We start from the raw sequence: 24,549 nt of genomic DNA on the forward strand, positions 1-24,549 counted from the left end.
TTCAGCTCAGGGCGACGTTCATCGCGCTCTCGGGCAGTTCCTTGCCGAAGGCGCGCTGGTAGAACTCGGCCACCAGGGTCCGCTCCAGCTCGTCGCACTTGTTCAGGAAGGTCACGCGGAACGCGAAGCCGATGTCGCGGAAGATGTCGGCGTTCTCGGCCCAGGTGATGACCGTGCGCGGGCTCATGACGGTGGAGAGGTCGCCGTTCATGAAGGCGTTGCGGGTGAGGTCGGCCACGCGCACCATGCGGCTGACGATGTCGCGCCCGCTGTCGCCCTTGTAGTGGGGCGCCTTGGACAGGACGATGTCCACCTCGCGGTCGTGCGGCAGGTAGTTCAGGGTCGTGACGATGGACCAGCGGTCCATCTGGCCCTGATTGATCTGCTGCGTGCCGTGATACAGGCCCGACGTGTCGCCGAGGCCGACCGTGTTGGCCGTGGCGAACAGGCGGAAGGCCGGGTGCGGGCGGATGACCCGCTTCTGATCGAGCAGCGTCAGGCGGCCCGAGACCTCCAGTACCCGCTGGATCACGAACATCACGTCCGGGCGGCCGGCATCGTACTCGTCGAAGACGAGGGCGACGTTGTTCTGCAGGGCCCAGGGCAGGATGCCGTCCTGGAAGGCGGTGACCTGCTTGCCGTCCTGCAGCACGATCGCGTCCTTGCCGACGAGGTCGATGCGCGAGACGTGGCTGTCGAGGTTGATGCGGATGCAGGGCCAGTTCAGCCGGGCCGCGACCTGCTCGATATGGGTCGACTTGCCGGTGCCGTGATAGCCCGTGACCATCACGCGGCGGTTGCGCGCGAAGCCGGCCAGGATGGCGAGGGTGGTCTCCCGGTCGAAGATGTAGTCCGGGTCGAGATCGGGCACGTGCTCTTCGGCTTCGGCGAAGGCCGGCACCTTGAGGTCGAGGTCGATGCCGAAGACGTCGCGGACGTTGACGGTGCGGTCGGGGAGCCGGGCGGGCGTATCGTCAGAGAGCATTCGGGACCTCTTGGAGCGCGGGGCAGCTTGGAAGGCCGCATCCGCGCAGGAGACGCTTGGGAGCGGATTCCGCAAGACGCGGAACCTTAGACGGCAGCGCGGGGACTCGCCACCGTGGGAACGAGACCCCTCATATAGAGCCGACCGGCCTCCGCTTCGAGCGGGGCAACGTGCATCCTTCGTGCCGTCTCAGCACAGGCCGGCGGCGCGCAGCACATCGTGGGCGCGGATGATGTCGCGCAGGCGCTCCTCGAACGACCGGTCGCCCCCGTTGGCGTCCGGGTGGAAGCGCTTCACCAGCGTCTTGTACTGCGCCTTGATCGCGGCGGTGTCGGCGGTGTCGTCGAGGCCGAGCACGTCGAGCGCCTTGCGCACGGCGGCCGAGCGGCGGGGGCGCTCCGGCTCCTCCTGCTTGGCGCGGCGGCCGGTGGCGCCGACGCCGTTGGCGCGCAGGATGCCCAGCGGATCGACATAGGCCCAGTCGCGGCCCGCCTCCTGCTCCGGCTTGGCGTCCGCCGTGCGGTTCACGCCCATGGCCCAGGTCGGGCGGTGCCCGATCAGCGCGTCCTTCTGGAAGGCCTGGACGGCGGCGTCGTTCATGCCGTCGAAATAATTGTACGAGGCGTTGTAGGCGCGCACGTGGTCCATGCAGAACCGGTAGTACTGCCCCTCCGCCTTGCGGCCCTTCGGCGCGCGGTAGAGCCCCGGATTCGTGCAGCCGGGCGCTTCGCACGCCGTGTCGGCAGCGGCCTTGGGCTCGTCGCAGGACGGCTTGATGCGGATGCTGTCGAACAGGCGCGAGTTGAGATCCATGACGGGCCGATTATGAGGGGGCGTATCGCCAACACAAGGGCGCTGGGCCTGATGACGCATGCGCGGGATCGGGCTTGACGGGAAAAGCGACGCAGGACGCGAGATGGCCGAAACGCTTCGGGACTGGATCGAGATGCAGCTTCGCCGTGAGTTGGCGCCCGCGCATCTCGACGTGATCGATGAATCGCACCTCCATGCCGGCCATTCCGGGGCACGGCCGGGGGGCGAAACCCACTATAGGTTGGATATCGTATCGTCCGCCTTCGAGGGAAAGAGCCGGGTGGAGCGCCACCGCCTCGTCAACGGGCTGCTCGATCCCGCCTTCGCCCGGGGCCTTCACGCCCTGGCGATGCGCGCGCGCACCCCGGCCGAAGCCGCGTGATGGGAGGCCTCCGGCCGTGACCCTCGTCTGCACGCCGGAGATCGCCATCCCCGAGGCGGACCTGGTCGAGACCTTCGTGCGCGCCTCCGGCCCCGGCGGCCAGAACGTCAACAAGCTCTCGACGGCGGTGCAGCTGCGCTTCGACGTGCGCCGCTCCCCCGCCCTGCCCAACCCGGTGGCCGTGCGGCTGATGCGGCTCGCCGGGCGGCGACTCACCGATGACGGGATCCTCGTCATCGTGGCGCAGCGCTTCCGCACCCAGGAGCGCAACCGGGCCGACGCCCGCGAACGCCTCGCCGCCCTCGTCGCGGAGGCGGCCGTGCCGCCGACGCCCCGCCGCGCGACCCGCCCGACGCTCGCCTCGAAGAAGCGCCGGCTGGAGGAGAAGACCAAGCGCGGCGCCACCAAGCGCCTACGTGGCGCGCCGATGGACTGAGGGCCGCGCCCGCACGGCGCATTGCGGCCCGGCGCCGGGGCGCCGATATCGGCGCCATCACGCGATACGCAGGACGACATGCCCGAATTGCCCGAGGTCGAGACCGTGCGCCGGGGCCTGGAGCCCGCCATGGTCGGCGCCCGCTTCAGCCGCGTGACGCTCCGGCGCCCGAACCTGCGCTTCCCCTTCCCCGACCGTTTCGCCGCGCGGCTCGAAGGGCGGAGCGTCACCGCCCTCGCCCGCCGGGCCAAGTACCTGACCGCGAGCCTCGATTCCGGCGAGACGCTCATCATGCATCTCGGCATGAGCGGGCGCTTCGACGTGGCGATGCCGGACGGCAGCAACCTCTCGCCGGGGGATTTCTATCTGGAAGGCGCGCAGGGCGTGCCGAAGCACGACCATGTGGTGATGGCGATGTCCTCGGGCGCCACGATCACCTACAACGACGCCCGCCGCTTCGGCTTCATGGACCTCGTGCCGAGCGAAACCCTCGACACCTGCCGCCATTTCGCGAAGATGGGCGTCGAACCCCTGGACGGGCTGACCGGCGCGGTGATCGCGAGCCTGTTCCGAGGCAGGATCACCCCCCTCAAGGCCGCCCTCCTCGACCAGCGGCTCATCGCCGGGCTCGGCAACATCTATGTCTGCGAGGCCCTGCACCGGGCGAAGCTCCACCCGGAGGCACCGGCGGGCTCCCTCGCCAAGCCGGACGGGCGCCCCACGGCCCCGGCCAACGCGCTGGCCCGCGCCATCGTCGCCGTGCTGACGGAGGCGGTGGAGGCGGGCGGCTCGACGCTCCGCGACTATGCCCGCACCGACGGCACCGCCGGCGGCTTCCAGCACGCCTTCCGGGTCTACGACCGATTCGGCCTCACCTGCACTCGCGCAGGATGCACCGGCACGGTGGCGCGGATGGTCCAGGCGGGGCGTTCCACCTTTTTCTGCGCCACCTGCCAGCCGTCCACGGCCGAAGCGGCACGACCTCGCGTCGCGGAACGGCAATTTCGCCACAAAAGTGGCTAGGGTCGCGCACACGACGCGACACCCTGATGTGGGCGGCCGACCCCAGCCCGTTCGCGGAACGGTTCGGCCGGACCGCCGAGGATCCCGATGTTCTTTCGCCGTTCCAAGACAAAGCCCGGTGAGGGACAGGACGTGGTCGATCGCGGCCACGATCACGACGGCCACGACGACGAGACGCCGTTGCCGCAGCGCCTCTCCCCGCGCTCTCCCAGCGAAGCGATCAAGCCCATCGCCGCGCCCCCGCCGCCGGAGCGCCCCGAGCGCGAGCGCGGCAGCTTCATCGGCCTGGTCAGCGGCCTTCTGACCTTCGCGGTCGCCGCCGCCCTGGCGGCGATGGTCACGCTCACGATCTACCAGCGCAACGTGCAGGAGCCGGGACCGCTCGCAGCCGACAAGGTCATCGTGATCCCGCGCAGCAGCGGCACGACCGAGATCGCCGAGACCCTCGCCAAGGAGGGCGTGATCCAGCACACTGGCCTGTTCGAGTTCGCGGCGCGCTTCGGCGGGCGTGCCCCGCTCCGGGCGGGCGAATACCTCTTCAAGGCCCATGCCAGCATCGGCGAGACCCTGGACACCCTGGCCACCGGCCGGCAGGTCCAGCACGCGATCACCTTCCCCGAGGGGCTGACTTCGGAGCAGATCGTCGCCCGCCTCAACGAGAACGACGTGCTCTCGGGCGAGATCGGCGAGGTTCCGCCGGAGGGCTCCCTCCTGCCGGATACCTACAAGTTCGAGCGGGGCGCCACCCGCCAGCAGATCGTCAACCTGATGAAGGCGAAGCAGCGCGAGGTGCTGAACCAGATCTGGCAGCGCCGCAGCGCCGACGTGCCGGTGAAGACCCCGGCCGAACTCGTCACCCTCGCCTCCATCGTGGAGAAGGAGACCGGCCGCGCCGACGAGCGCCCCCGCGTCGCCGCCGTCTTCGCGAACCGCCTGAACCGGCGGATGAAGCTGCAATCGGACCCGACCATCGTCTACGGCCTCGTCGGCGGGCGCGGCACCCTCGGGCGTGGCATCCTGCGCTCCGAGATCGACCGGGCGACGCCCTACAACACCTACGTGATCGAGGGCCTGCCGCCGGGCCCCATCGCCAATCCCGGCAAGGCCGCCCTCGAAGCCGCCGCCAACCCGTCGCGCACCCGCGACCTCTTCTTCGTGGCGGACGGGACCGGCGGCCACGCCTTCGCCGAGAGCCTGGACGCGCACCAGCGCAACGTCGCCCGGTGGCGCGCCGTAGAGAAGAGCCGCCAATCCCCGCCGGACGCGGTGGACAAGGCCGACCCGCCGGCCACCTCCGACACGTCGGGCGCGGCGGCGACCGCCGGCACCAACGCGGCGCTCCTCGACCCCGCCTCGCCGGAGGCCCGGTCGCGCGCCTTCGACGCCTCCGAGGGCACCCGCCTCGACCCCCTCAAGAACAAGACCTACGATCTCGGCTCGCCGAAGAGCATCCCGGTGCTCGCCGATCCGCCGGGCCTGAAGCAGAAGCCGAAGCGGTAGGGTCCGGCCCTCTTTCCCCCGCCGGAATCCGTGCTACAGCCGCCGTCCCTTCGGACGACGGCACCGCCCATGGCCCAGATCGCGAGCATGACGGGATTCGCCCGCGCCGCCGGCACGACGGGCGCGGTGCAATGGGCCTGGGAAGTCCGCAGTGTGAACGGCCGCGGGCTCGACGTGCGGGTCCGGGTGCCCACCGGCTTCGAGGCCGTCGGAGAGACCGCCCGCACCGCCCTGCAGAAGACCCTCTCGCGCGGCCAGATCCAGCTGTCGCTGAACCTGACGCGCAGCGAAGGCGCGCCGAAGGTGCGCATCAACGAGACATTGCTCGCGAGCCTCGCCCTGGCGGTGGCGCGGGTGCCCCGGCCCGAGGGCGTCGCCCCCGCCACGATGGACGGCCTACTCGGCATCCGGGGCGTGGTTGAGGCCGAGGAGGAGGCATCCTCCGACACCGATTCGCTCAACCGCGACCTCACCGAGGGCGTGGTGCGGCTGGTCGCCGACCTTGTGGAGGCCCGCCGGGCCGAGGGACGGCAGCTGGAAGAGGTAGTCTCGGGTCAGGTCGCGCGCATCGCCGCCCTCACCCAGGCCGCCGAGGACGAGCCCTCCCGCCATGCCGACGCGGTGCGGACGCGGCTCAATGCGACGGTGGAGGCCCTGTCGAACACCGGCCTGGACCCCGAGCGCCTGCACCAGGAGGCGGTGCTGCTCGCCGCCAAGGCCGACGTGCGCGAGGAACTGGACCGCCTGCGCGCCCACGGCGCCGCCGCCCGCGACCTGCTCGCCGCCGGAGGGCCCATCGGCCGCCGGCTCGACTTCCTGGCCCAGGAATTCGGCCGCGAGGCGAACACCCTCTGCGCCAAGGCCGGCGAGATCGGCCTGTCGCGGATCGGCCTCGACCTGAAGGCCGTGGTCGAACAATTCCGCGAGCAAGTTCAGAATATCGAATAGGTCCGCGGGCTACCGTGACGCCTCACCCCCACTGGAGACGGGCTGACCCGTGATCGACGAGACGAGAATTGCGCGGCGGGGCCTGATCCTCATCCTGTCCTCGCCTTCGGGCGCGGGCAAGACGACGCTGACCCGCGCCATCGCCGGGGATTCGAGCTGGGCGCTCGAACTGTCCATCTCGGTGACGACCCGCGCGCGGCGCCCGTCCGAGATCGACGGGCAGCACTACCACTTCATCGAGCGGGAGGCCTTCGAGGACCTGCGCGCCCGGGACGACCTGCTCGAATCCGCCGAGGTCCACGGCAACTTCTACGGCACGCCCCGCCGGCCGGTGGAGAAGGTGCTCGGCTCCGGCCGGGACATGATCTTCGACATCGACTACCAGGGCACCCGTCAGGTGCGCAGCAAGCTCTCCGGCGACGTGGTGAGCGTGTTCATCCTGCCGCCGAGCATGGCCGAACTGCGCCACCGCCTGGAGCGCCGGGCCGAGGATTCCGCCGAGACCATCGAGCGCCGCCTCGCCAACGCCCGCACCGAGATCCAGCGGTGGAGCGAGTACGATTACGTCATCGTCAACGACGACCTCCAGGCGGCCTTCAAATCCCTGCAGGGCATCCTCGCCGCCGAGCGGCTGAAGCGCACCCGGCGCACCGGCCTCGCGGCCTTCGTGGACGGATTGCTGGCCGAGGGCGACAGGGCCTAGGCCGGGTTCAGCCACAGGCGCATGGCGTCGAACGTCGCGTTCGCCGACGCCACCACAGCCTCGCCCTCCCCGTCGAACGCATCGAGCCGGGCGCGGAAGGCCGACCACATGGCCCCGGTTCGGGGTCCGTGGCCGGAATAATAGGCGAGCCCTTCCCCGCCGAGCCCGTGCGCCGCCGCGATGTGCCGGCCGATCACCCGTCCGCCCAGCGTCGAGCCTTCGAGCACGTAGAGCGCGCCCATCGCCTGGGCGGGCCCCGTAAGCGCGATGGGCCGGGCCTGCGGCAGCGCGCCGATCTCCGGCCCCGTCAGCCCCAGGAAGGCGAGGTCGTCCGCCAGCGACGCGATGCGGCGGCGAGCGTCGAAGAACGCCCCGTCGCCCAGCGCCGTGCCAATGGCCGGCTCCCAGGTGGCGTGGAAACCGTGCAGCCGTCCGAGAAGGTCGCGGTAGCCCGTCAGCGTGGCGACGCGCGCCTCCCAGCCGAGGTCGCGTTCCAGCGCCTCGTGCGCCGAGGCCGTGGCCGTCCTCAGCCTCAGGTGGAGCGTGGGGTCGGACATGCTCAGGCGGTGATGGTGAAGCAGGCGCCGGGGTTGTTCACGACGTCGAGGCGGGCGTTGATCTGGTCGAGCATCGCCCGGATCAGCTTCATGCCGAGGCCGGAGCCCTGCGCGCTGCCCTTCGGCTCGGCCCAGTCGTCCGGCAGGCCGGCGCCGTCGTCGCAGACCTTGAGCTGCACGCCGCCCTCGGTGTCCGAGGACGAGACCGTCACCTCGACCCGCCCGCCACCCGTGGCCGTGGTGGCGTATTTGAAGGCGTTGGTCACGAGTTCGGTGGCGATGAGCGAGAGGGCTACCGCCTTGCGGTAGGGCACCATCATGCCGCGCTCGACGGTGAGATCGACGGAATGCCCGTCCCCGGCGAGCCCGGCGAGGTCCTTGCACAGGCTCTCGATGGTGACGCCGAGATCGACCTCGTCCACCCGGTCGGCCTGATAGAGGCTGTCGTGCACGCGGGCGACGCTCATCACCCGCGCGGAGGTCTCGGCGAAGGCTTGGCGGGCCGCCGCGTCGGCGATCTGCCGCCGCTGCATCTGCAGGAAGGCCGAGACGATCTGCAGGGAGTTCTTCACCCGGTGGTCGATCTCGCGGGTGAGCAGATCCTTCTGCGCGAGAAGGCGCTCCTTCTCCGCCAGGAGGCCGGTCAGCTCGTCGATCTTGCGGCGCTGGCGCAGCACCACGCCCTCCACCGCCTCCGCGAGGGAGGTGGCGAGGTTCGATTGCCATTCCGCCCAGGGGTTGGCATGGCCGGTGCGCTCCTCGACCCAGCGCTCGAAGGAGCGCCGGGGCAGGACCGCCACCGAACCGCTGCCGGCGAGCACCGGCTTGCGCGGGTCGCCGCCCCACGTGACCGTGCTCGGCATCTCCGGCCGGAACCACACGAGCAGCGTCTCGCGGGCGTCGTCCACGAAGGCCGCGAGCAGGCCGCTCGCCACCTCGCGATAGGGCGCAGCCTCGTCGTAGATCGTGGTGAAGTGGCTGCTCTCGAACCGGGTCTCGCCCTCCGGCAGGGTTTCGCGCAGCCACGCGGCGATCCGCACCACCGCCTCTTCCGGGGGCGCGCGGCCGATCAGCGTCGCCCGGTCCCCCGTGACGATGCCCGCTCCGGTGGATTCGAACAGGTGCAGCAGCGTCGTGACGCCCCCGGTGAGGGCGGCGACGAAATCGTCCGAGCGGGTGAGGCTGCGGACCAGCCGCCCCTCGACGTCGAGATGCGCCTGCCGCTCGGCCCAGAGGCGGCGCGACTCGATCTCCTGCACCCGCATGGCGAAGGCGTCGGTCAGCACGGTGGCCGCCGCGCGGGTCTCCGGCGGCACGTAATGCGGCCGGCGGTGATGGCCGATCATCAGCCCCCACAGGCGACCGTCCACCATGATCGAGATCGACATGGAGCCGTTCACGCCGAGGTTGCGCTGATACTCCAGATGGATCGGCGACAGGGAGCGGTGCTGCGCGAAGGTGAGGTCGATGGGGGCGTTGGCGCCCCCCGGCGCGCCGACGAGGGCCACCGGCACGCTGTCGCGGTCGATCACGAAGCGGCTCTTGGCCTTGGTGTAGAGGGCGCGGGCCTGGGCCGGGATATCGGAGGCCGGGAAGCGCAGGCCGAGGAGGCTGCGCGACCAGTTCGGCGTCTTGTCCTCGGCGACGGCCTCGCCGTTCCAATCCGCATCGAAGCGGTAGACCAGCACGGACTCGAAGCCGGTGAGTGCGCGGATCTCCAGCGCGGCGACGCGAGCCGCGCCGGCCAGGGTCTCGGCGGCGCGCAGCCGGGCCACGGCGAGTTCGGTGTCGGTCTGGCTCGCCAGCCGGAAATCGTCGGCGAGGTCGGGCTCGCGCTCGATCTCGACGATCAGGCGCTCGGCATGGACATGGGCCACGGCGAGGTAATTCGCCTCCGAGCGATCCGGGAACCGCACCCGCAGCCGGAGCGAACGGCCTTCGTCCAGGGTCCCGCTCGCGAGCCGCGCCTTCACTGCCTCGATGAAGGCGGGGGGCAGGATGTCGCCGAGGGAGCGGCCGAGCAGCGGCGGCTCGGCCGAATCGACCACTTCCGTCACGTTGGTGGAGAAAGCGGTGACGAGGAGGGTCGCCGCGTCGGCCGCGAACAGGACGGCGTTGGGCTGGATGGAGCCCGGAATGTGGATCGGCTCGCGCTCGCACAGGCTCGGATCGACCGGCTCGGCGCGGACCCGGCGCCCGATGGCGGAGACCACCGCGTCCCGCGAGGCCCCGTAGCCAAGGCTCTCCAGGGGATCGATGCGCAGCCACGTGACCGGCGCGCCTTCGAACCGGCCGTGCTTCATCTGCACCTGTGCCCGCAGGGGCTGCGGCAGGCGGCCGAACACGTATTCGAACCGCTCGTCCAGGTCCCCGCGCCGGGCCCCGGCGAGGAAGCGGCCACGGAAGGCCGGCACGTTGGCGGCCGGCATCACGTCTTGGAAATAATCGCGCCCCAGCACCGCGTCCCGGGGAAGCTTGAGCAGCGTGCTCGCACCTTCACTGAACGCGACGATGGTCCCCGCGCCGTCGAGGGCGATCACGCCTGCATCCAGGCGGTCGAGCTCGTCGGGGGCGAGGGTATCGAGGTCGGCACCGCCCTCGCGGCTCTCCATAGGGGGCTCGCTCGACGGCATCAGGCACGAGACCGGATCATCGGAGACGGTATGCCGGGGCTATCCGCGAAGTGCAATGCTTGCACGTCCCGTGTTGTACCCGCGATGCTCCGAAGTCGCTCACCCGTTTCGAGCATCCGTGATCCTTTGTATCATTTCGGACAATAGCGTATTGAGCCCTTCTTCCACGGTCGGATGGTAAACGGGCCGGTCCATCATGGCGCGAACGGTTAAGTTGTCGCGCAGGGCGTTCGACAGGATCTGGGACAGGTGCTCCACCGCCGGGCCCAGAAGCTCCCCGCCCAGCAGGCGGCCGTCCGGCGCGGCCCAGAGGCACGCGCCGCCCCGGTTCACGCCCTCCGTGCGGGCGCGGCCCTGATCGGCGAAGCTCGTCCGCGCCACGATCCGCCCTTGCGCCTCCGGGTCGAAGGAGGCGCCCACGCTGGCGGCCTGGGGGTGGGTGAAGACCATCGCCAGGGCCGGCCAGGTTTCCGGCGCCTCGACCGGGCGGCCGGCGGCGAGGGCGGCGGCGTTCTCGCCCGCGATGTGGCCCTGCCGGCTCGCCTCGTGCAGGATCGGCCGCCACCCATTGGCATCCCCGGCGATGAGGATCGGCGCGCCCTCGCAGACGAGGCTGCGCGTGTCGAAGGCGGGCATCCCGTCCTCGTCCAGGGACAGGCCCGTCGTGTCGAGGCCGAGATCGGACACGTTCGGGGGCCGCCCCGCCGCCGAGAGCACATGGCTCACCTCGGTCGATTGGCGCGCGCCGTCCCTGTCGGTCCAGTCGAGGCGGACGAGATCGCCGACGCGCTCCGCCCCCTCGACCCGCGCCCCGAGATGGAGTGCGAATTCGCCGGAGAAGATTCGGGTCGCCTCGGCCACGAGACCGGGCTCGGTCAGCCCGGCGATGGTGTCGCCCGAATCGAACGCCGTGACCCGCACGCCGAGGCGGGCCATCGCCTGGGCGAGTTCGACGCCCACCGCGCCGAGGCCGAGCACCGCGAGGGAGGGCGGGAGGTCCGGGATCTCGAAGATCGTGTCGGTGGTGAACAGGCGGTCGCCCAGCCCCCGCAGGGGCTTCGGCACGGCCGGGCTCGACCCCGTGGCGACGATGGCGGCGCCGAAGCGCAGGCGCGTCGCTCCCTCGATCACCAGGGTGCGGCCGTCGAGGAAGCGGGCCTGCCCGGCCACGCGGTCGTCCCCGGGGATCTCCTCAACGCCGTCCAGCACGGCGCCGACGAAGCGGTCGCGCTCCCGGCGCAGGCGGGTGAGGACGGCCGGGCCGTCGACGCGCACCGACTCGACCCGGATGCCGAACAGATCGGTGCCGCGTGCGCCGTGGGCGGCCTCGGCGGCGGCGATGAGGAGCTTGGAGGGCATGCAGCCCACGCGGGCGCAGGTCGTGCCGCCGGGCCCCCGTTCGATGAGGATGGCCCGGGCTCCCTTGGCACGCGCCGCCCGATACGCGGCGAGACCGGCGGTTCCCGCACCGATCACCGCCACGTCGCATTCCCGTTCGCGCATCCAGCCCCCGCGTATCGCAACGGGGGGCCAACAGGGCTGAAATGCCCCGCGTTCCGGGTGCGCCGACGCGCCTCAGGCGCGGCCGGGAGCCGTCCCGCCGAGGTGGAAGACTCGGTGCGGCACGAGCTCGCCGCGCTCCACGTCGCCCACGGCCACGAGGATGCCGGAGCAGGTCGCGAAGGCCTTGCCGGAGACCGGGGCATCGCGCCCGCGCAGGATCACCGGCTGGCCGCGCATCAGGCGCAGGCCCATGTCGCGGGAGACGGCGATGCCGGGAATGGCGTCGAGGGCCGTCTCGACGGAACGCAGATGGGCCAGCGCCGCCTCCGGTCCCTGGTCGGTCAGGGTCGCCACGGCGCAGGATTCCGCCTCGGTGAAGGGCCCGACGCGGGTGCGGCGCAGGGCGGCGACGTGGCCGTAGCAGCCGAGCATCCGCCCGAGGTCGCGGGCCAGCGCGCGGACATAGGTGCCCTTGCCGCACTCGGCCTCGATGACGGTCTGCCCGTTCTCGTGGCCGACCACCTCCAGGCGGTCGATCTGCACCGGGCGGGCGACGAGTTCCACGGTCTCGCCGTCACGGGCGAGGTCGTAGGCGCGCTCGCCCTGAATCTTGATGGCCGAATAGCGCGGCGGCACCTGCTCGATGGCGCCGACGAAGGCCGGCAAAGCCGCCTCCACCGCCGCCCGCTCAGGCCGCGCCTCGCTGGTGGCGACGGGACGGCCCTCGGCGTCGTCGGTATCGGTCTCGACGCCCCAGGAGACGGTGAAGCGGTAGGCCTTGCGTCCGTCCATCACGAACGGGACGGTCTTGGTCGCCTCACCCAGCGCGATCGGCAGGATGCCGGAGGCCAGGGGATCGAGGGTGCCGGCATGGCCCGCCTTCTTCGCGTTGAAGGCGCGCTTCACCACGGCGACGGCGTGGGTCGAGGTCATGCCGACATGCTTGTCGAGGATCACCCAGCCCGACACATCCTTGCGCTTCGGGCGATCGGGCCGGGGACCGCGCTGCTGAGGGCGGCGCCCGTCGTGGCTGCGGGGCTCGCCCGGCAGGCCGGCGACCGGCTGCGCCGGAGCGTGATCGTCGGTGGAAACCGTCATGTCCCTCTGTGCCCTGAAACGTCAAAAACAAGGTTTCAAAAGGACTTGGTCCTTTTGCGGGTGCAGGGCGGCGCCCTGCTGGACTCCCGACTCAATGATCCGCGTCGTGATCCGTTTCGTCGAGATCACGCCGAACCCGCTCGTCGCGGAGCAGGCGGTCGATCCGCGCCGCCTCATCGAAGGTCTCGTCGCGGCGGAAGCGGAGCTCCGGCGCGAATTTCAGGTTCACCCGGCGGGCCACCTCCTGGCGCAGGACCTTCCGGTTCCGCTCCAGGGCCGCGATGACCGGGGCCTCATCCTGCCCGCCGAGCGGCATGATGTAGGCCGTCGCCAGCTTCAGATCCGGGGACATCCGCACCTCGGGCACCGTCACGACATGCGAGCCGAGCACGGGATCCTGGATGTCGCCCCGCTGCAGCACCTCGGCGAGCGCATGGCGGATGAGCTCCGCGACGCGCTGCTGGCGCTGGGAAGGGCCTGTCGGTGTGGGTTTCTGCGCCATGTCCGTGAGCTAAGGCCCCGCCGTGAGGGGGGCCCTGCCTCCTCGAAAAAGAAAAGACGGCCGCGGCATGTGCCGCGGCCGCCCTGTCCGGACGGTTCGTCCGGACGATCAGAGCGTGCGGCGGATCTCTTCGACCCGGTAGCACTCGATCTCGTCGCCTGCGCGCATGTTCTCGAAGTTCTCGAAGGCCATGCCGCATTCCTGGCCGCTCGTGACCTCCTTCGCGTCGTCCTTGAGACGCTTGAGGGTCTTGAGCTTGCCTTCGTGGATGACGACGCTGTCGCGCACGAGGCGGACATGGGCGCCGCGCTCCACGACACCGTCGGTGACGCGGCAACCGGCGACCTTGCCGACCTTCGACACCTCGAAGACCTGAAGGATCGTCGCCTCGCCTAGGCGCTCCTCGCGGAGCGTCGGTGGGAGCATCCCCGACAGCGTGGCTTTGATGTCGTCCACGAGGTCGTAGATGATGTTGTAGTAGCGGATATCGACGCCTGCGCGCTCGGCGGCCTCGCGGGCCTCCTTGTGGGCGCGGACGTTGAAGCCGATCACCACCGCCTTCGAGGCCTGGGCCAGGGTGATGTCCGACTCGGTGATGCCGCCGACGCCCGAGAGCAGGATGCGGGCCGCGACCTCGTCGTTGCCGAGCTTCTCCAGGGCGCCCACGATGGCCTCGACCGAGCCCTGCACGTCGCCCTTGATGAGGACGGGCAGTTCCTTGCGGAGCGAGCCTTCCTTGGCCTCGCGCATCATGTCGACGAGCGAGCGGTTGGCACCGCCGGTGCGGGCCGCGATGCGCTCGCGCTTGATGCGGGCGCGGTACTCGGTGACTTCGCGGGCGCGGGCCTCGGTCGGGACCACGATCACGCGGTCGCCGGCATCGGGCGTGCCGTTGAAGCCCAGAACCTCCACCGGCACCGACGGGCCGGCGTACTGAACGTTCTCGCCGAGATCGTCGATGAGGGCGCGGACCTTGCCCCACTCGGCGCCGGCCACGACGATGTCGCCGGTGAAGAGCGTGCCGCGCTGCACGAGCACGGTGGCCACGGGACCACGGCCGCGATCCAGCTGCGCCTCGATCACGGTGCCCTCGCCATCGCGCTTCTCGTTGGCGCGGAGGTTCATGATCTCGGCCTGGAGCTGAAGACCCTCGAGGAGGTCGGGCAGACCGTCGCCGGTCTTGGCCGACACCTCGAATTCCAGGGTCTCGCCGCCCATGGACTCGACCTGGATGTCGTGCTGCAGCAGCTCGGTGCGCACCCGCTGCGGGTTCGCGTCCGGCTTGTCGATCTTGTTGATCGCGATGATCATCGGGACGTTCGCCGCCTTCGCGTGCTGAATCGCCTCGATGGTCTGGGGCATGACGCCGTCATCGGCCGCCACCACGATCACCACGATGTCCGTCACCTTGGCGCCACGGGCGCGCATGGAGGTGAAGGCCGCGTGGCCGGGGGTGTCGATGAAGGTGATGAGGTCGCCGGAGGGCGACGCCACCTGATAGGCGCCGATATGCTGGGTGATGCCGCCGGCCTCGTCGTCGGCGACGTTGGCCTTGCGGATCGCGTCGAGCAGCGAAGTCTTGCCGTGATCGACGTGGCCCATGATCGTGACGACGGGCGGACGGGGATCGAGATCCTCCTCCAGATCCGGCTCGTCCGAGGACAGGCCCTCTTCGACGTCCGACTCGGCGACGCGGCGGACCGTGTGGCCCATCTCCTCGGCGATGATCTGGGCGGAATCCGAATCGATCACGTCTGTGATCTTGTGGATCTGGCCCTGCTTCATCAGCATGCGGATCACGTCCACCGCCCGCTCCGACATGCGGTTGGCGAGCTCCTGGATGGTGATCGTCTCGGGGATCGTCACCTCGCGGGACAGCTTTTCCTTCTGCTCCACTTGGCCACGGCCGCTCATCCGCTGCTGGCGGCGGCGGAACGAGGCGACGGAGCGCGTGCGCTCGTCCTCGCCGGCGGTGGCGTTGGCGATCGTCAGACGGCCGCGGTTGCGGTCGCCGCCCGGACCCTTGGGGGTCTTGGGCGGGGTGATGATCTTGAGGGGCATGCCGGGACGGCGGATGACCCGCTTCGTCTCCGACTCGTCCTCGTTGGTCTGCGCGCCACGACCGGCGGCGGGCCGGGCCGCCGTGGCGCCGGCCGGACGAGCCGCCGTGGTGGGCGTGGCCGACTTCTCGGGCTCCGGCGCGGGCGCCGGGCGGGCCATGAAGTTCAGGTCACGCGGCTTGCGGTTGTCGGCGGTGAGGATCTTGCGCGGCTCGTTCGACGCCGGGCGCGGGGCCGGCGGGGCGGACGGACGCGGAGCCTGACCCGCCGCAGCGGCGGGACGGCCGGCACCGGCCGGACGCACAGCCGACGGCTGGCGCGCCGGAGCGGCCGGCTGACGCGGCGCGGAGACCGGAGCCTGAACGGCGGCCGGGGCCGGAGCCTGGGGCGCGGCCGGGGCTGGAGCCTGGACGGCCGCCTGGGCGGGAGCCGGGCTGGCGGCGGCCGGCGCGGACGCGGCGGGAGCCGGTGCAGCGGGGGCCGGAGCGGCAGGCGCGGGAGCGGCCGGAGCCGGGGTCGCGGCGGCCTGGGCGGCGGCGGCAGCCTGAGCCTCGGCGGCGGCCTTGCGGGCAGCCTCCTCGGCGGCCTTCGCCTCGGCGGCGGCGCGGGCGGCCTCCTCCTCGGCGCGGCGGCGGGCGTCCGCCTCCTCGCGCTGGCGGCGGGCCTCGGCCTCGGCGGCGGCGCGCTGGGCAGCGGCATCCTCCTCGGCCTTGCGGCGGGCATCCGCCTCGCGACGCTGGGCGTCGGCCAGGGCGGCGGCGCGGGCCGCGCTTTCCTGTTCGCTCAGGGTGCGGAGGACGACGCCACCGGCAGCGGGACGCTGCGGCGGACGCTGCGATCCGGCCGGTGCCGCCCCGGCGGGGCGGGCATTGGCGGCGGGACGCGGTGCGGGCGCTGTCGGAGCCGGGTTCGCCGGCGTACCGACGCGGCGCTTCACAGTCTCGACCATGACCTGCTTCGTGCGGCCATGGGAGAAGCTCTGACGCACCACGCCCTGTTCGATCGGACGCTTCAAGGAAAGCGGCTTGCGGGGGCCCCGCTCCGCAGTCTTGTCGCCCGGGTTGTTCGTATCACTCATCCAGTCAGAACCCTGGGGGTTTCCATTCGTGCCGTGGACTGCGCGCCGGTGGCGCCGGCTGCGCAATCAATCTCGTGTCGTCTCGTGGGGCTCGTACGATCCCGCCCTGTCAGGCAGTCTCGGGCTCCTCGGTCGCCGTGGCGGCGCCCTCGAACGAGCGTAGCCGACGCCAACGCGACAGGCAGCCGGCAGCTCCGGCTCCTGCGACGAGCGCAGCGTGTATCACATGATCCCGACCCAAAGCCATGTCCAATTCGTCCTCGGACAAGTCATCGACGATCGGGATACCCGATATGGCCTGTCCATGCCGCCGCATCAAGGCCGCCGCGATCTTCCTGCGCCCGTCCGGACTGGCTTCGGCGGCGTGAATCACCGCCGCGACGCCGGGATCCGCGCCGATTGCCGATTCGACCTTGCCGAAGCCGGCGACAACGCTTCCCGCCTTGTTGGCCATCGCGATCGCCTGCCGCAACTCGGCACGCAAGGCCTCGCCGATTCGGTCGGGGAGATCGGCCCCGACTGGGGTCGGCCCCTTAAACGCCCGTGAGAACAGGTTTTTCTTCACAGCCGTCGCCACCACCTCGCGCCGGGCACTGATCCAGGCGCCCCGGCCGGGCAGCTTGCCCCGCAGGTCCGGCACCACGGTCCCGTCCGGGCCGCGCACGAAGCGGATCATCGCGTCGGGGGCCTGGGCCACCCGCGTGACGATGCAGGTGCGCGTGCGCGCACGGCGGCCGGGGCCCGCGTGGTCGGGGCCCGAATCGAGGGCATCCTCGATGTCGGACTCCGTCGAGTCGTCCACGGCCTCGCTCATGCTGCGGCGCCCGGCCCCCTCGCTCAGGCCTGCTGCTCGGCCGGCTCGGCCTCGCCCTCGGCGCCCTCGTCCTCGGCCTCGGCCTCACCGTCGGCCTGCTCCTCCGATTCGGTCGGAGCCTCGATCCAGCCCGCATGGACGCGGGCGGCCATGATCAGCGCCTCGGCCTCGGCCCGCGACACCTCGAACCCGTCGAGGAAGCCCGCATGGCGCACGGCCTCCGGCCCACGGCCCTCGACATAGCCGACGAGGTCGTCCGTGGCGCAGCCCGCCAGATCCTCGACCGACTTCACGTCGTTCTCGCCGAGCGCCACCATCATCGGCGTGGTGATGGTCTCCAGCTCGCGCAGGTCGTCGGAGACGCCGAGTTCGCGGCGGCGGTCATCGTGCTCCTGCTCGATCCGGGCGAGGTGATCCTGGGCGCGGGCCTGGATCTCGGCGCCGGTCTCCTCATCGAGACCCTGGATGTTCGACAGTTCCCCGGTCTCGACGAAGGCGATCTCCTCCACCGAGCGGAAACCTTCCGCCGCCAGAAGCTGGCCGACCGTCTCGTCCACGTCGAGGGCTTCCATGAAGATCTGGGTGCGCTCGGCGAATTCCTTCTGGCGGCGCTCCGATTCCTCGGCCTCGGTCAGGATGTCGATGTCCCAGCCGGTGAGCTGCGAGGCGAGGCGCACGTTCTGGCCGCGACGGCCGATGGCGAGCGACAGCTGGTCGTCCGGCACCACCACCTCGATGCGGTCGGCCTCCTCGTCCAGCACCACCTTCACCACCTCGGCAGGCTGGAGGGCGTTGACGATGAAGGTCGCCTGATCCTCCGACCACGGGATGATGTCGATCTTCTCGCCCTGCAACTCGGCCACCACCGCCTGGACGCGGGAGCCGCGCATGCCGACGCAGGCGCCGACCGGGTCGATCGATCCGTCGCGTGAGATCACGGCGATCTTGGCGCGGGAGCCCGGATCGCGGGCCACCGCCTTCACCTCGACGATGCCGTCGTAGATTTCGGGCACTTCCTGGCCGAACAGCTTGGCCATGAATTGCGGGTGGGAGCGCGACAGGAAGATCTGCGGCCCGCGCACTTCCGAGCGCACGTCGAACAGGTACGAGCGGATGCGGTCGCCTGGGCGGAAGGTCTCGCGCGGGATCATCTCGTCGCGGCGGACGATGCCCTCGCCACGGCCGAGATCCACGATCACGTTGCCGTACTCGACGCGCTTCACGACGCCGTTGAGGATTTCGCCGATGCGGTCCTTGTACTCCTCGAACATCCGGGCGCGCTCGGCGTCGCGGACCTTCTGGACGATGACTTGCTTGGCCGACTGGGCGGCGACGCGGCCGAAATCGAAGGGCGGCAGGGTGTCGGAGATGACATCGCCGACCAGCGCGCCGGGGTTGAAGCGGCGGGCCTGATCGAGGGTGATCTCGCGGGCGTCGTTCTCGACCTGCTCCACCACCAGCAGGTGGCGGGAGAGGCGCAGCGCGCCGCTCTTCGAATCGATCTCGGCGTGCACGTCCGTCTCGGCGCCGTAGCGGGAACGGGCGGCCTTGGCGATCGCCTCCTCCATCGCCTCGATGACGATGCTGCGGTCGATCACTTTCTCGCGGGCAACCGCGTCGGCGATCTGGAGGAGTTCGAGCCTGTTGGCGCTGACGACGGCCATGGGTTCAGGTCCTTCTTCTCAAACGGGAAATTCTAAAGCGGCTCGTCGTTCTAGAGCGGCTCGTCATTCTAGAGTGGCTCGTCTTGGCCCTTGAGCCGGGCGGCCTTGGTGATGACCGGCCCCTTCGGCCCGCTCCGCGCGGGCTTCTCGGCGGCCGGCTTCCTGGCCGGAAACTTGGTCGCCTTGCCAGCGGGTGCCTTGCCGGCGGGTGCCTTGCCAGCCGGCTTGCCGGGTGACTTGGCCTTCGGTGAGGCGGCCTTGCGCGGAGCCGGACGCGGCGGGGCCTCGTCCTCCTCCTCGATCTCGTCCATCTCGTCGGCGGGCGGGCCGCCCCGGCGCAGGGATTCGCGCACCAGTTCGTCGGTGAGGACGAGATGGGCCTCCGCGAGGTCGCGCAGCGGCACCGCGATGCAGCTCGGCAGGCCCTCCTTCACGTCGGGCAGGTCGACCGGCACCGTTTTGCCCTGGGCATCCGGCGTGCCGAGGATGCCCCGGAAACGCTTGCGCCCGTCCAGCGGCACGGCAAGCTCCAGCTTCGCCTCGTGCCCCGCCCAGCGGGCGAAGTCCGAGACGCGCACCAACGGCCGGTCGATGCCCGGCGAGGACATTTCGAGGTTGTAGGCGCCGCCCACCGGATCATCGAGGTCGAGGATCGGCGAGAGGACGCGGCTCGCCGCCTCGCAATCGTCGATGGTGCAGGTCCCGTCCGGCCGCTCCAGCATGATCTGCACGGTACAGCCGTTCTGGGCGGAGACCTTCACGCGCACCAGCCGGTAGCCGAGGCCCTGCAGCGGGCCTTCGATGACGCGCGCCACCTGGGCGCCGACGCCGGTCTCGCCGGTGAGGCGCGGTTCCGCGAGATCGGAGGGAATGTCGGCCATGGAGGTTTCGCGCAAGAGCCCGCTTCGGAGGCGACGTTGCGGCCAAAAAAAAGAGCGGGCCCGGGGGCCCACTCCGAACCGCAGCCTCGCGACTGCCATCAGAAATGTTGCTCGTAACTTACGGGCATTCGCCTTCCGCCGCAAGGGCCGGGCGGGTACTCTGCGCCATCGCGGAAGGGGGAACGACGTGCCGCATTGGCGCAAGCTCGGCCGGGTCTTCGACCCCATGGCGGTCCACGACAGGCCCTGGCTGAAGGAATTCGCGCAGGCGCCGAGCGCGCTGATCTGCGGCGACGTCGTGCGGATCTACTTTTCCTGCCGCCCGCCCGCCGACGCGGCCGGGCAATACGTGAGCCACAGCGCCTATGTCGATCTCGACCGGGCCGACCTGTTCACGATCCGCGCCGTGGCCGAGGCGCCGATCCTGCCCCTGGGGCAGACCGGCGCCTTCGACGAGTTCGGCGTCTATCCCGTCTCGGTGATCCGGCACGGGGACGAGGTGCGGGCCTATTACGCCGGCTGGACGCGCTGCGAATCGGTGCCGTTCAACACGGCCATCGGCTGCGCCGTGAGCCGCGACGGCGGGATGCGCTTCGAGCGCCTGGGGCCGGGGCCGATCCTGCCCTACGGCCCGGATGAGCCCTTCGTGATGAGCGGGCCGAAGGTCCGCATCTTCGGCGGCACGTGGTACCTGTTCTACATCGCCGGCCGGAGTTGGAAGATGCATGGCGGCCGGGCCGAACCGGTCTATCGCATCCGCATGGCGACCTCGCCCGACGGCCTGACCTGGACCAAGGCGGGCCGTGACCTGATCCCGCCCCGGATCGAGCCCGACGAGGCGCAGGCGAGCCCCGACGTCTTCTTCGCGGACGGGCGCTACCACATGCATTTCTGCTACCGGTACAGCACCGATTACCGGAGCCATGAACGCGGCTACCGCATCGGCTACGCCTGGAGCGACGACCTCGTGACATGGACCCGCGCGGACGAGCGCGCCGGCCTCGACGTCTCGGCGGAGGGGTGGGACGCGCAGATGGTGAGCTATCCGCACGTCTTCGCCGTCGATGGGCGAACCTACCTCGCCTATCTCGGCAACGATGTCGGGCGCGGCGGCTTCGGCCTCGCCGTCCTCGACGGGCCGATGGGGTGAGGCCGATGCGCTGGGAGAGGCTCGGCCTCGTCTTCGACCTGCAGGCGCATCCGCTGCCCTTCGGCATCGGCGCGTTCGCGCAGGGGCCGCAGGCCCTGGTGCTGGACGACCGCGTGCGGGTCTACTTCTCCACCCGCAGCCGCGATCCGGACGGGAAGTACCGCAGCCTCGTCGCCTTCGCGGATTTCACCCGCGACCTCTCGGCCGTCCTCGGCGTCAGCCGGAGCCCGGCGATCGAACCCGGCGGCCTCGGCACCTTCGATGAGCACGGCATCTTCCCGATGACCGTGTTGGCTCAGGGGGATCGGGTCTTCGGCTACACGACGGGATGGAGCCGCCGCGTCTCGGTCTCCGTCGAGACCGGGATCGGCCTCGCCATCAGCCGCGACGGCGGGCTCAGCTTCGAGCGGCACGGGACCGGGCCGGTTCTCTCGGCCACCCTGAACGAGCCCTTCCTCGTGGGCGACGGGATCGTGCGGGTGATCGGCGGCCGCTTCCACATGTGGTACATTTTCGGCACGCAATGGACCCGGCCCGCCCCCGGCGCGGAGGCCGAACGGGTCTACAAGATCGGGCACGCCACCTCGTCGGACGGGATCGCCTGGGTGAAGGAGGACGGGCGCCGGATCGTGCCCGACCGCCTCGGCCCCACCGAATGCCAGGCGCTGCCCACCGTCTTCGACCGGGACGGGCGCCACCACATGGTCTTCTGCTACCGCGAGCAGGTCGGCTTCCGCACCGACCCGTCCCGGGGCTACCGCCTCGGCCATGCGTGGTCCGACGACCTCGCCACCTGGACGCGGGACGATGCCATGCCCGGCCTGCCGGGCGGGCCTAGCGGGCCGGGCGCGTGGGACGGGGCGATGCAATGCTACCCGAACGCCTTCACCTGCGACGGGGCCACGTACCTCCTCTACAACGGCGATGCGTTCGGGCGATTTGGGTTCGGCGCGGCGCGATTGGTGGGGTGAGGCCCCCGCCCTGTCCCGCCCGCACCCTCATCCTGAGGTGCTGCGGAGCAGCCTCGAAGGCGGGCACCTCAGGATGAGGTAATCTCCTGGGAGTACGTACGAACGGGTTCCGCGCTGCGACGAGGATCGGACCATGACCGGACCACGCGACTTCGACCGTGAGGCGCAGGATGTGCAGGGGCACCGCTACGCCTACGACTTCGATTTCGACGTCATGCACGGCTACATGGTGCGGGCCTTCGCGCCGTTCTTCCGGCCGGGCCGGCTGCTCGAACTCGGCAGCTTCCGGGGCGACTTCACCCGGCGCCTGACGCCGCACTTCTCCGACATCACCTGCGTCGAGGCCTCCGGCGAGGCCGTGGAGGCCGCGCGCGGCCGGCTCGGCGACGCGGCGACCATCACCCACGCCACCTTCGAGGAGGCCGCCCTCCCCGGCCGCTTCGACACGGTGGTGCTCACCCACGTCCTCGAACATCTCGACGACCCGGTCGGCGTCCTGCGCCGGGTGAACGACGAATGGCTCGCCGAGGGCGGGCGCCTCCTCGTCGCCTGCCCGAACGCCAACGCGCCCTCCCGCCAGATCGCCGTGCGGATGGGCCTCATCTCCCACCACAGCGCCGTCACCGAGGCCGAGCGCCAGCACGGCCATCGCCGCACCTACGCCCTCGACACCCTGGAGCGCGATGCCGTGGCGGCGGGCCTGCGCGTCGTCCACCGCTCCGGGATCTTCTTCAAGGCGCTCGCGAACTTCCAGTGGGACGCGCTGCTCAAGACCGATATCGTCTCGCAGGACTACCTCGATGGGTGCTATGCGCTCGGTCAGGTCTATCCCGACCTCTGCGCGAGCATCTACCTCGTCTGTGAGGCAGGCCGCGCGGCCTGACCCGGAGCCGCCCTTCGCGCGGCGTGAGAGTGAACCGTGCTTCCCTGGATCGAGATCGACACCGGCCCCGTCCCCGGCTGCGAGGCGCCCCTGCGGCTGATGCAGCGGGGCCATGAATTCTCGATCTTCGCCGGATCGAACGAACTGATGAACAGCTTTCGCGGCGGCTCGGAGGAGGCGCTGGCCGTCCTCGCCTGCGAGCGGCTGGCCGGGATACGCGCACCGCGCGTGCTGATCGGCGGGCTCGGCATGGGCTTCACCCTCCGCGCCGCCCTGGCGAGTCTCGGGCCGGACGCGCATGTCGCGGTCGCCGAACTGGTGCCCAAGGTCATCGCATGGGCCAAGGGTCCGCTGACCGGCGTGTTCAAGGGCTGCCTCGACGATCCCCGCCTCGCCCTGCACGAGGCCGACGTGAACCGCCTGATCCAATCCGGCGAGGGCGCCTGGGACGCGATCCTCCTCGACGTGGACAACGGCCCCGAGGGCCTGACCCGGCGGGAGAACGACCGGCTCTACGACAGCTGGGGGGTGAAGCGCGCCCTGTGGGCGCTGAGCCCGAACGGGGTGCTCGGCGTGTGGTCGGGCGGGCCGGACCGCAAGTTCAAGGCCCGTCTCCAGAACGGGGGCTTCGTGGTGGACGAGGTGCGCCCCCGCTCCGGCGGCCGGCGCGGGGCCCGTCATGTCGTCTGGCTCGCCACCCGCGCACAGGGGGCCGGCCACCGCGCCCGGTGATTTTTTAACGCGGACGGGGCGCTCTCCTGGCGGGCGCCTCGTTCAGTATTCGTCGGGACACGGGAGCGACTTCCCCGCCCCGCGCAAGCATTCCCCGACACCCCTCGCCCTTGTGAAAATCTGCCCATCCGGTCTTCGCGGCGACGCTTATGCCAGTCGGGGTTGTATTTCTTCCGCCTTGCTTCTGATCCTAAAGCGATTGAACCACCCGGGGTTGCGTTACTGCCTGGCCCAGGCGGATCGTCCAGCACAGTGCAACGCAGCGCGATCGACTGAGCTACGCGCTCGACCCGGCAGAAACTGCCTCCCACATGTTAATCTGCGGCAGGACAGATTAGAAAAGCCTTACCCGGCAACTGGATGTTAACTGCGCATTAACCATGGCCATGGTCCATATACGATCAGATTAAGTTTTCGTGTGGAGGGCAGAAACATGGCGGTGACTGCGCGCACTCCCTGGTCGCAGATCTTGAACCAGTTTGCGGAAGGGCTCGACGCTATACCTGATCAAAGGAGCGCCGAAATTCTTGTGTTGAAGTCCAGTCTCGACAACCCGACCGCGTCTCGCGACGAGGACGCGGTGGAGGTGGCGGCGGAGGCGATCCGGCCGCAGGTGACGGCCCAGATGTCGGCCCCGGTCGCGCCCCAGGCGACGGCCCAGGCGTCCATCTCGGCCTCGGCCCAGTACGCCGCGCAATATGCGGTGGCGGCCGAGCTGGACCCGGCCTCCGGCGAGGACCTGTCCGACTGGACGGCGACCCTCGATATCATCAACGGCATGGCCGGCTACGCCGACGAGCAGCGCTCGCGGGTGAAGGAGCAGGCCAAGTCGTACAAGGAGACCCTGCAGGACCTGCAGAAGGAACTTCGCGACGTCCACCAGCGCCTGCGCCTCTTCGAGAAGCAGGCCGCCGAGACGCAGCTTCAGGCCGATGCCCGCGTCCAGCGGATCCAGGCCGAGGCTGACGCCCAGGTGCAGGACATCCGGCTCGCCGCCGAAGCCCAGATCCGCTCGATCCGCAACGAGGCCGACGGTCGCGTGAAGATCGCCGAGGAGAAGACCCGCGCCGCCAACCTGCGCGCCGTGACCGCCGAGAAGTGGTTGCAGCGGATCGACAACGCCGCCAAGAACCTTCTGACCGGCGTCCATACCGGCGTCTGAGCCGCCCGCTCTCACCGTGCCCGGCCCATGCCGGGGACTACCGCAACAGGGACGAAACGGGACAGGGACCG

The 24,549-nt window shown here is 70.6% G+C and carries 22 protein-coding genes; 11 read left to right on the top strand and 11 right to left on the bottom strand.

All coding sequences use genetic code 11. The features are described 5' to 3' along the window. Position 1 precedes the first annotated feature (1 nt). Together cobS and ACXJ1Y_RS14960 are read right to left on the bottom strand one after the other, a co-directional pair. On the bottom strand, positions 2 to 985 hold the full coding sequence (gene cobS, locus ACXJ1Y_RS14955; RefSeq protein WP_463846985.1) for a cobaltochelatase subunit CobS: 984 nt from the start codon (positions 983 to 985) through the stop codon (positions 2 to 4). A gap of 189 nt (positions 986 to 1,174) precedes the next feature. After that, positions 1,175 to 1,798, bottom strand: a complete 624-nt coding sequence (locus ACXJ1Y_RS14960) for a J domain-containing protein (protein ID WP_463846986.1) — start codon at positions 1,796 to 1,798, stop codon at positions 1,175 to 1,177. Positions 1,799 to 1,901: 103 nt separating this feature from the next. On the opposite strand from ACXJ1Y_RS14960, the gene ACXJ1Y_RS14965 reads away from it, so the two are divergent. The 6 genes from ACXJ1Y_RS14965 to gmk all read left to right on the top strand — a co-directional run bounded on the left by ACXJ1Y_RS14965 (position 1,902) and on the right by gmk (position 6,790). Next, on the top strand, positions 1,902 to 2,180 hold the full coding sequence (locus tag ACXJ1Y_RS14965) for a BolA family protein (RefSeq protein ID WP_243953668.1): 279 nt from the start codon (positions 1,902 to 1,904) through the stop codon (positions 2,178 to 2,180). A gap of 16 nt (positions 2,181 to 2,196) precedes the next feature. Further along, positions 2,197 to 2,616: an alternative ribosome rescue aminoacyl-tRNA hydrolase ArfB gene (arfB, locus tag ACXJ1Y_RS14970; protein ID WP_463846987.1), complete on the top strand. Its 420-nt coding sequence runs from the start codon at positions 2,197 to 2,199 to the stop codon at positions 2,614 to 2,616. 78 nt (positions 2,617 to 2,694) lie between these two features. After that, the gene (gene mutM / locus ACXJ1Y_RS14975) at positions 2,695 to 3,639 is read left to right on the top strand and encodes a bifunctional DNA-formamidopyrimidine glycosylase/DNA-(apurinic or apyrimidinic site) lyase (protein WP_463846988.1); all 945 of its coding nucleotides are present in this window, start codon (positions 2,695 to 2,697) and stop codon (positions 3,637 to 3,639) included. A gap of 87 nt (positions 3,640 to 3,726) precedes the next feature. Further along, positions 3,727 to 5,139 (top strand): endolytic transglycosylase MltG, encoded by a 1,413-nt coding sequence (gene mltG / locus ACXJ1Y_RS14980; RefSeq protein ID WP_463846989.1) that lies wholly within the window; start codon positions 3,727 to 3,729, stop codon positions 5,137 to 5,139. A gap of 69 nt (positions 5,140 to 5,208) precedes the next feature. Continuing rightward, the gene (locus tag ACXJ1Y_RS14985; protein ID WP_463846990.1) at positions 5,209 to 6,087 is read left to right on the top strand and encodes a YicC/YloC family endoribonuclease; all 879 of its coding nucleotides are present in this window, start codon (positions 5,209 to 5,211) and stop codon (positions 6,085 to 6,087) included. Between the two features lie 49 nt (positions 6,088 to 6,136). Next, entirely contained in the window at positions 6,137 to 6,790 is a 654-nt protein-coding gene (gene gmk, locus ACXJ1Y_RS14990; RefSeq protein ID WP_463846991.1) for a guanylate kinase, read from the top strand. Here the strand turns inward: gmk and ACXJ1Y_RS14995 are convergent. The 9 genes from ACXJ1Y_RS14995 to rimP form a co-directional block, all read right to left on the bottom strand. Beyond that, entirely contained in the window at positions 6,787 to 7,347 is a 561-nt protein-coding gene (locus ACXJ1Y_RS14995; RefSeq protein WP_463846992.1) for a biliverdin-producing heme oxygenase, read from the bottom strand. The genes gmk and ACXJ1Y_RS14995 overlap by 4 nt on opposite strands. Positions 7,348 to 7,349: 2 nt before the next feature. Next, the gene (locus tag ACXJ1Y_RS15000; RefSeq protein ID WP_463846993.1) at positions 7,350 to 9,959 is read right to left on the bottom strand and encodes a histidine kinase dimerization/phosphoacceptor domain -containing protein; all 2,610 of its coding nucleotides are present in this window, start codon (positions 9,957 to 9,959) and stop codon (positions 7,350 to 7,352) included. A gap of 120 nt (positions 9,960 to 10,079) precedes the next feature. Continuing rightward, positions 10,080 to 11,483, bottom strand: a complete 1,404-nt coding sequence (locus tag ACXJ1Y_RS15005) for a dihydrolipoyl dehydrogenase (protein WP_463846994.1) — start codon at positions 11,481 to 11,483, stop codon at positions 10,080 to 10,082. Between the two features lie 72 nt (positions 11,484 to 11,555). Continuing rightward, on the bottom strand, positions 11,556 to 12,581 hold the full coding sequence (gene truB, locus ACXJ1Y_RS15010; protein WP_463846995.1) for a tRNA pseudouridine(55) synthase TruB: 1,026 nt from the start codon (positions 12,579 to 12,581) through the stop codon (positions 11,556 to 11,558). Positions 12,582 to 12,672: 91 nt separating this feature from the next. Then, the gene (gene rbfA, locus ACXJ1Y_RS15015) at positions 12,673 to 13,083 is read right to left on the bottom strand and encodes a 30S ribosome-binding factor RbfA (RefSeq protein WP_463846996.1); all 411 of its coding nucleotides are present in this window, start codon (positions 13,081 to 13,083) and stop codon (positions 12,673 to 12,675) included. A gap of 108 nt (positions 13,084 to 13,191) precedes the next feature. After that, complete coding sequence (infB, locus tag ACXJ1Y_RS15020; protein ID WP_463846997.1) at positions 13,192 to 16,221, bottom strand: translation initiation factor IF-2; 3,030 nt, start codon at positions 16,219 to 16,221, stop codon at positions 13,192 to 13,194. A gap of 109 nt (positions 16,222 to 16,330) precedes the next feature. Further along, positions 16,331 to 17,035: an RNA-binding protein gene (locus ACXJ1Y_RS15025; protein ID WP_463846998.1), complete on the bottom strand. Its 705-nt coding sequence runs from the start codon at positions 17,033 to 17,035 to the stop codon at positions 16,331 to 16,333. Between the two features lie 23 nt (positions 17,036 to 17,058). Then, positions 17,059 to 18,699 carry a transcription termination factor NusA gene (gene nusA / locus ACXJ1Y_RS15030; RefSeq protein WP_463846999.1) on the bottom strand — a complete coding sequence of 547 codons (1,641 nt, stop codon included), beginning with the start codon at positions 18,697 to 18,699 and terminating at the stop codon, positions 17,059 to 17,061. 68 nt (positions 18,700 to 18,767) lie between these two features. After that, complete coding sequence (rimP, locus tag ACXJ1Y_RS15035) at positions 18,768 to 19,580, bottom strand: ribosome maturation factor RimP (RefSeq protein ID WP_463847000.1); 813 nt, start codon at positions 19,578 to 19,580, stop codon at positions 18,768 to 18,770. 187 nt (positions 19,581 to 19,767) lie between these two features. Here rimP and ACXJ1Y_RS15040 point away from each other — a divergent pair, with 187 nt between their 5' ends. The 5 genes from ACXJ1Y_RS15040 to ACXJ1Y_RS15060 all read left to right on the top strand — a co-directional run bounded on the left by ACXJ1Y_RS15040 (position 19,768) and on the right by ACXJ1Y_RS15060 (position 24,478). After that, positions 19,768 to 20,730 (top strand): glycoside hydrolase family protein, encoded by a 963-nt coding sequence (locus ACXJ1Y_RS15040; protein ID WP_463847001.1) that lies wholly within the window; start codon positions 19,768 to 19,770, stop codon positions 20,728 to 20,730. 5 nt (positions 20,731 to 20,735) lie between these two features. Further along, complete coding sequence (locus tag ACXJ1Y_RS15045; protein ID WP_463847002.1) at positions 20,736 to 21,701, top strand: glycoside hydrolase family protein; 966 nt, start codon at positions 20,736 to 20,738, stop codon at positions 21,699 to 21,701. 133 nt (positions 21,702 to 21,834) lie between these two features. After that, positions 21,835 to 22,584: a class I SAM-dependent methyltransferase gene (locus ACXJ1Y_RS15050; protein ID WP_463847003.1), complete on the top strand. Its 750-nt coding sequence runs from the start codon at positions 21,835 to 21,837 to the stop codon at positions 22,582 to 22,584. 36 nt (positions 22,585 to 22,620) lie between these two features. After that, positions 22,621 to 23,316: a spermidine synthase gene (locus ACXJ1Y_RS15055; RefSeq protein WP_463847004.1), complete on the top strand. Its 696-nt coding sequence runs from the start codon at positions 22,621 to 22,623 to the stop codon at positions 23,314 to 23,316. 529 nt (positions 23,317 to 23,845) lie between these two features. Next, entirely contained in the window at positions 23,846 to 24,478 is a 633-nt protein-coding gene (locus ACXJ1Y_RS15060) for an SPFH domain-containing protein (RefSeq protein WP_463847005.1), read from the top strand. The last annotated feature ends 71 nt before the right edge of the window (positions 24,479 to 24,549 follow it).

The sequence above is a fragment of the Methylobacterium sp. TK26 genome (assembly GCF_055361565.1).

Bases quoted from the DNA above. Each gene is read 5' to 3' on its own strand.
- cobS (WP_463846985.1), bottom strand. From the start codon at position 985: ATGCTCTCTGACGATACGCCCGCCCGGCTCCCCGACCGCACCGTCAAC.
- ACXJ1Y_RS14960 (WP_463846986.1), bottom strand. From the start codon at position 1,798: ATGGATCTCAACTCGCGCCTGTTCGACAGCATCCGCATCAAGCCGTCC.
- ACXJ1Y_RS14965 (WP_243953668.1), top strand. From the start codon at position 1,902: ATGGCCGAAACGCTTCGGGACTGGATCGAGATGCAGCTTCGCCGTGAG.
- mutM (WP_463846988.1), top strand. From the start codon at position 2,695: ATGCCCGAATTGCCCGAGGTCGAGACCGTGCGCCGGGGCCTGGAGCCC.
- mltG (WP_463846989.1), top strand. From the start codon at position 3,727: ATGTTCTTTCGCCGTTCCAAGACAAAGCCCGGTGAGGGACAGGACGTG.
- ACXJ1Y_RS14985 (WP_463846990.1), top strand. From the start codon at position 5,209: ATGGCCCAGATCGCGAGCATGACGGGATTCGCCCGCGCCGCCGGCACG.
- ACXJ1Y_RS14995 (WP_463846992.1), bottom strand. From the start codon at position 7,347: ATGTCCGACCCCACGCTCCACCTGAGGCTGAGGACGGCCACGGCCTCG.
- ACXJ1Y_RS15000 (WP_463846993.1), bottom strand. From the start codon at position 9,959: ATGGAGAGCCGCGAGGGCGGTGCCGACCTCGATACCCTCGCCCCCGAC.
- ACXJ1Y_RS15005 (WP_463846994.1), bottom strand. From the start codon at position 11,483: ATGCGCGAACGGGAATGCGACGTGGCGGTGATCGGTGCGGGAACCGCC.
- truB (WP_463846995.1), bottom strand. From the start codon at position 12,581: ATGACGGTTTCCACCGACGATCACGCTCCGGCGCAGCCGGTCGCCGGC.
- rbfA (WP_463846996.1), bottom strand. From the start codon at position 13,083: ATGGCGCAGAAACCCACACCGACAGGCCCTTCCCAGCGCCAGCAGCGC.
- infB (WP_463846997.1), bottom strand. From the start codon at position 16,221: ATGAGTGATACGAACAACCCGGGCGACAAGACTGCGGAGCGGGGCCCC.
- ACXJ1Y_RS15025 (WP_463846998.1), bottom strand. From the start codon at position 17,035: ATGAGCGAGGCCGTGGACGACTCGACGGAGTCCGACATCGAGGATGCC.
- nusA (WP_463846999.1), bottom strand. From the start codon at position 18,699: ATGGCCGTCGTCAGCGCCAACAGGCTCGAACTCCTCCAGATCGCCGAC.
- rimP (WP_463847000.1), bottom strand. From the start codon at position 19,580: ATGGCCGACATTCCCTCCGATCTCGCGGAACCGCGCCTCACCGGCGAG.
- ACXJ1Y_RS15045 (WP_463847002.1), top strand. From the start codon at position 20,736: ATGCGCTGGGAGAGGCTCGGCCTCGTCTTCGACCTGCAGGCGCATCCG.
- ACXJ1Y_RS15050 (WP_463847003.1), top strand. From the start codon at position 21,835: ATGACCGGACCACGCGACTTCGACCGTGAGGCGCAGGATGTGCAGGGG.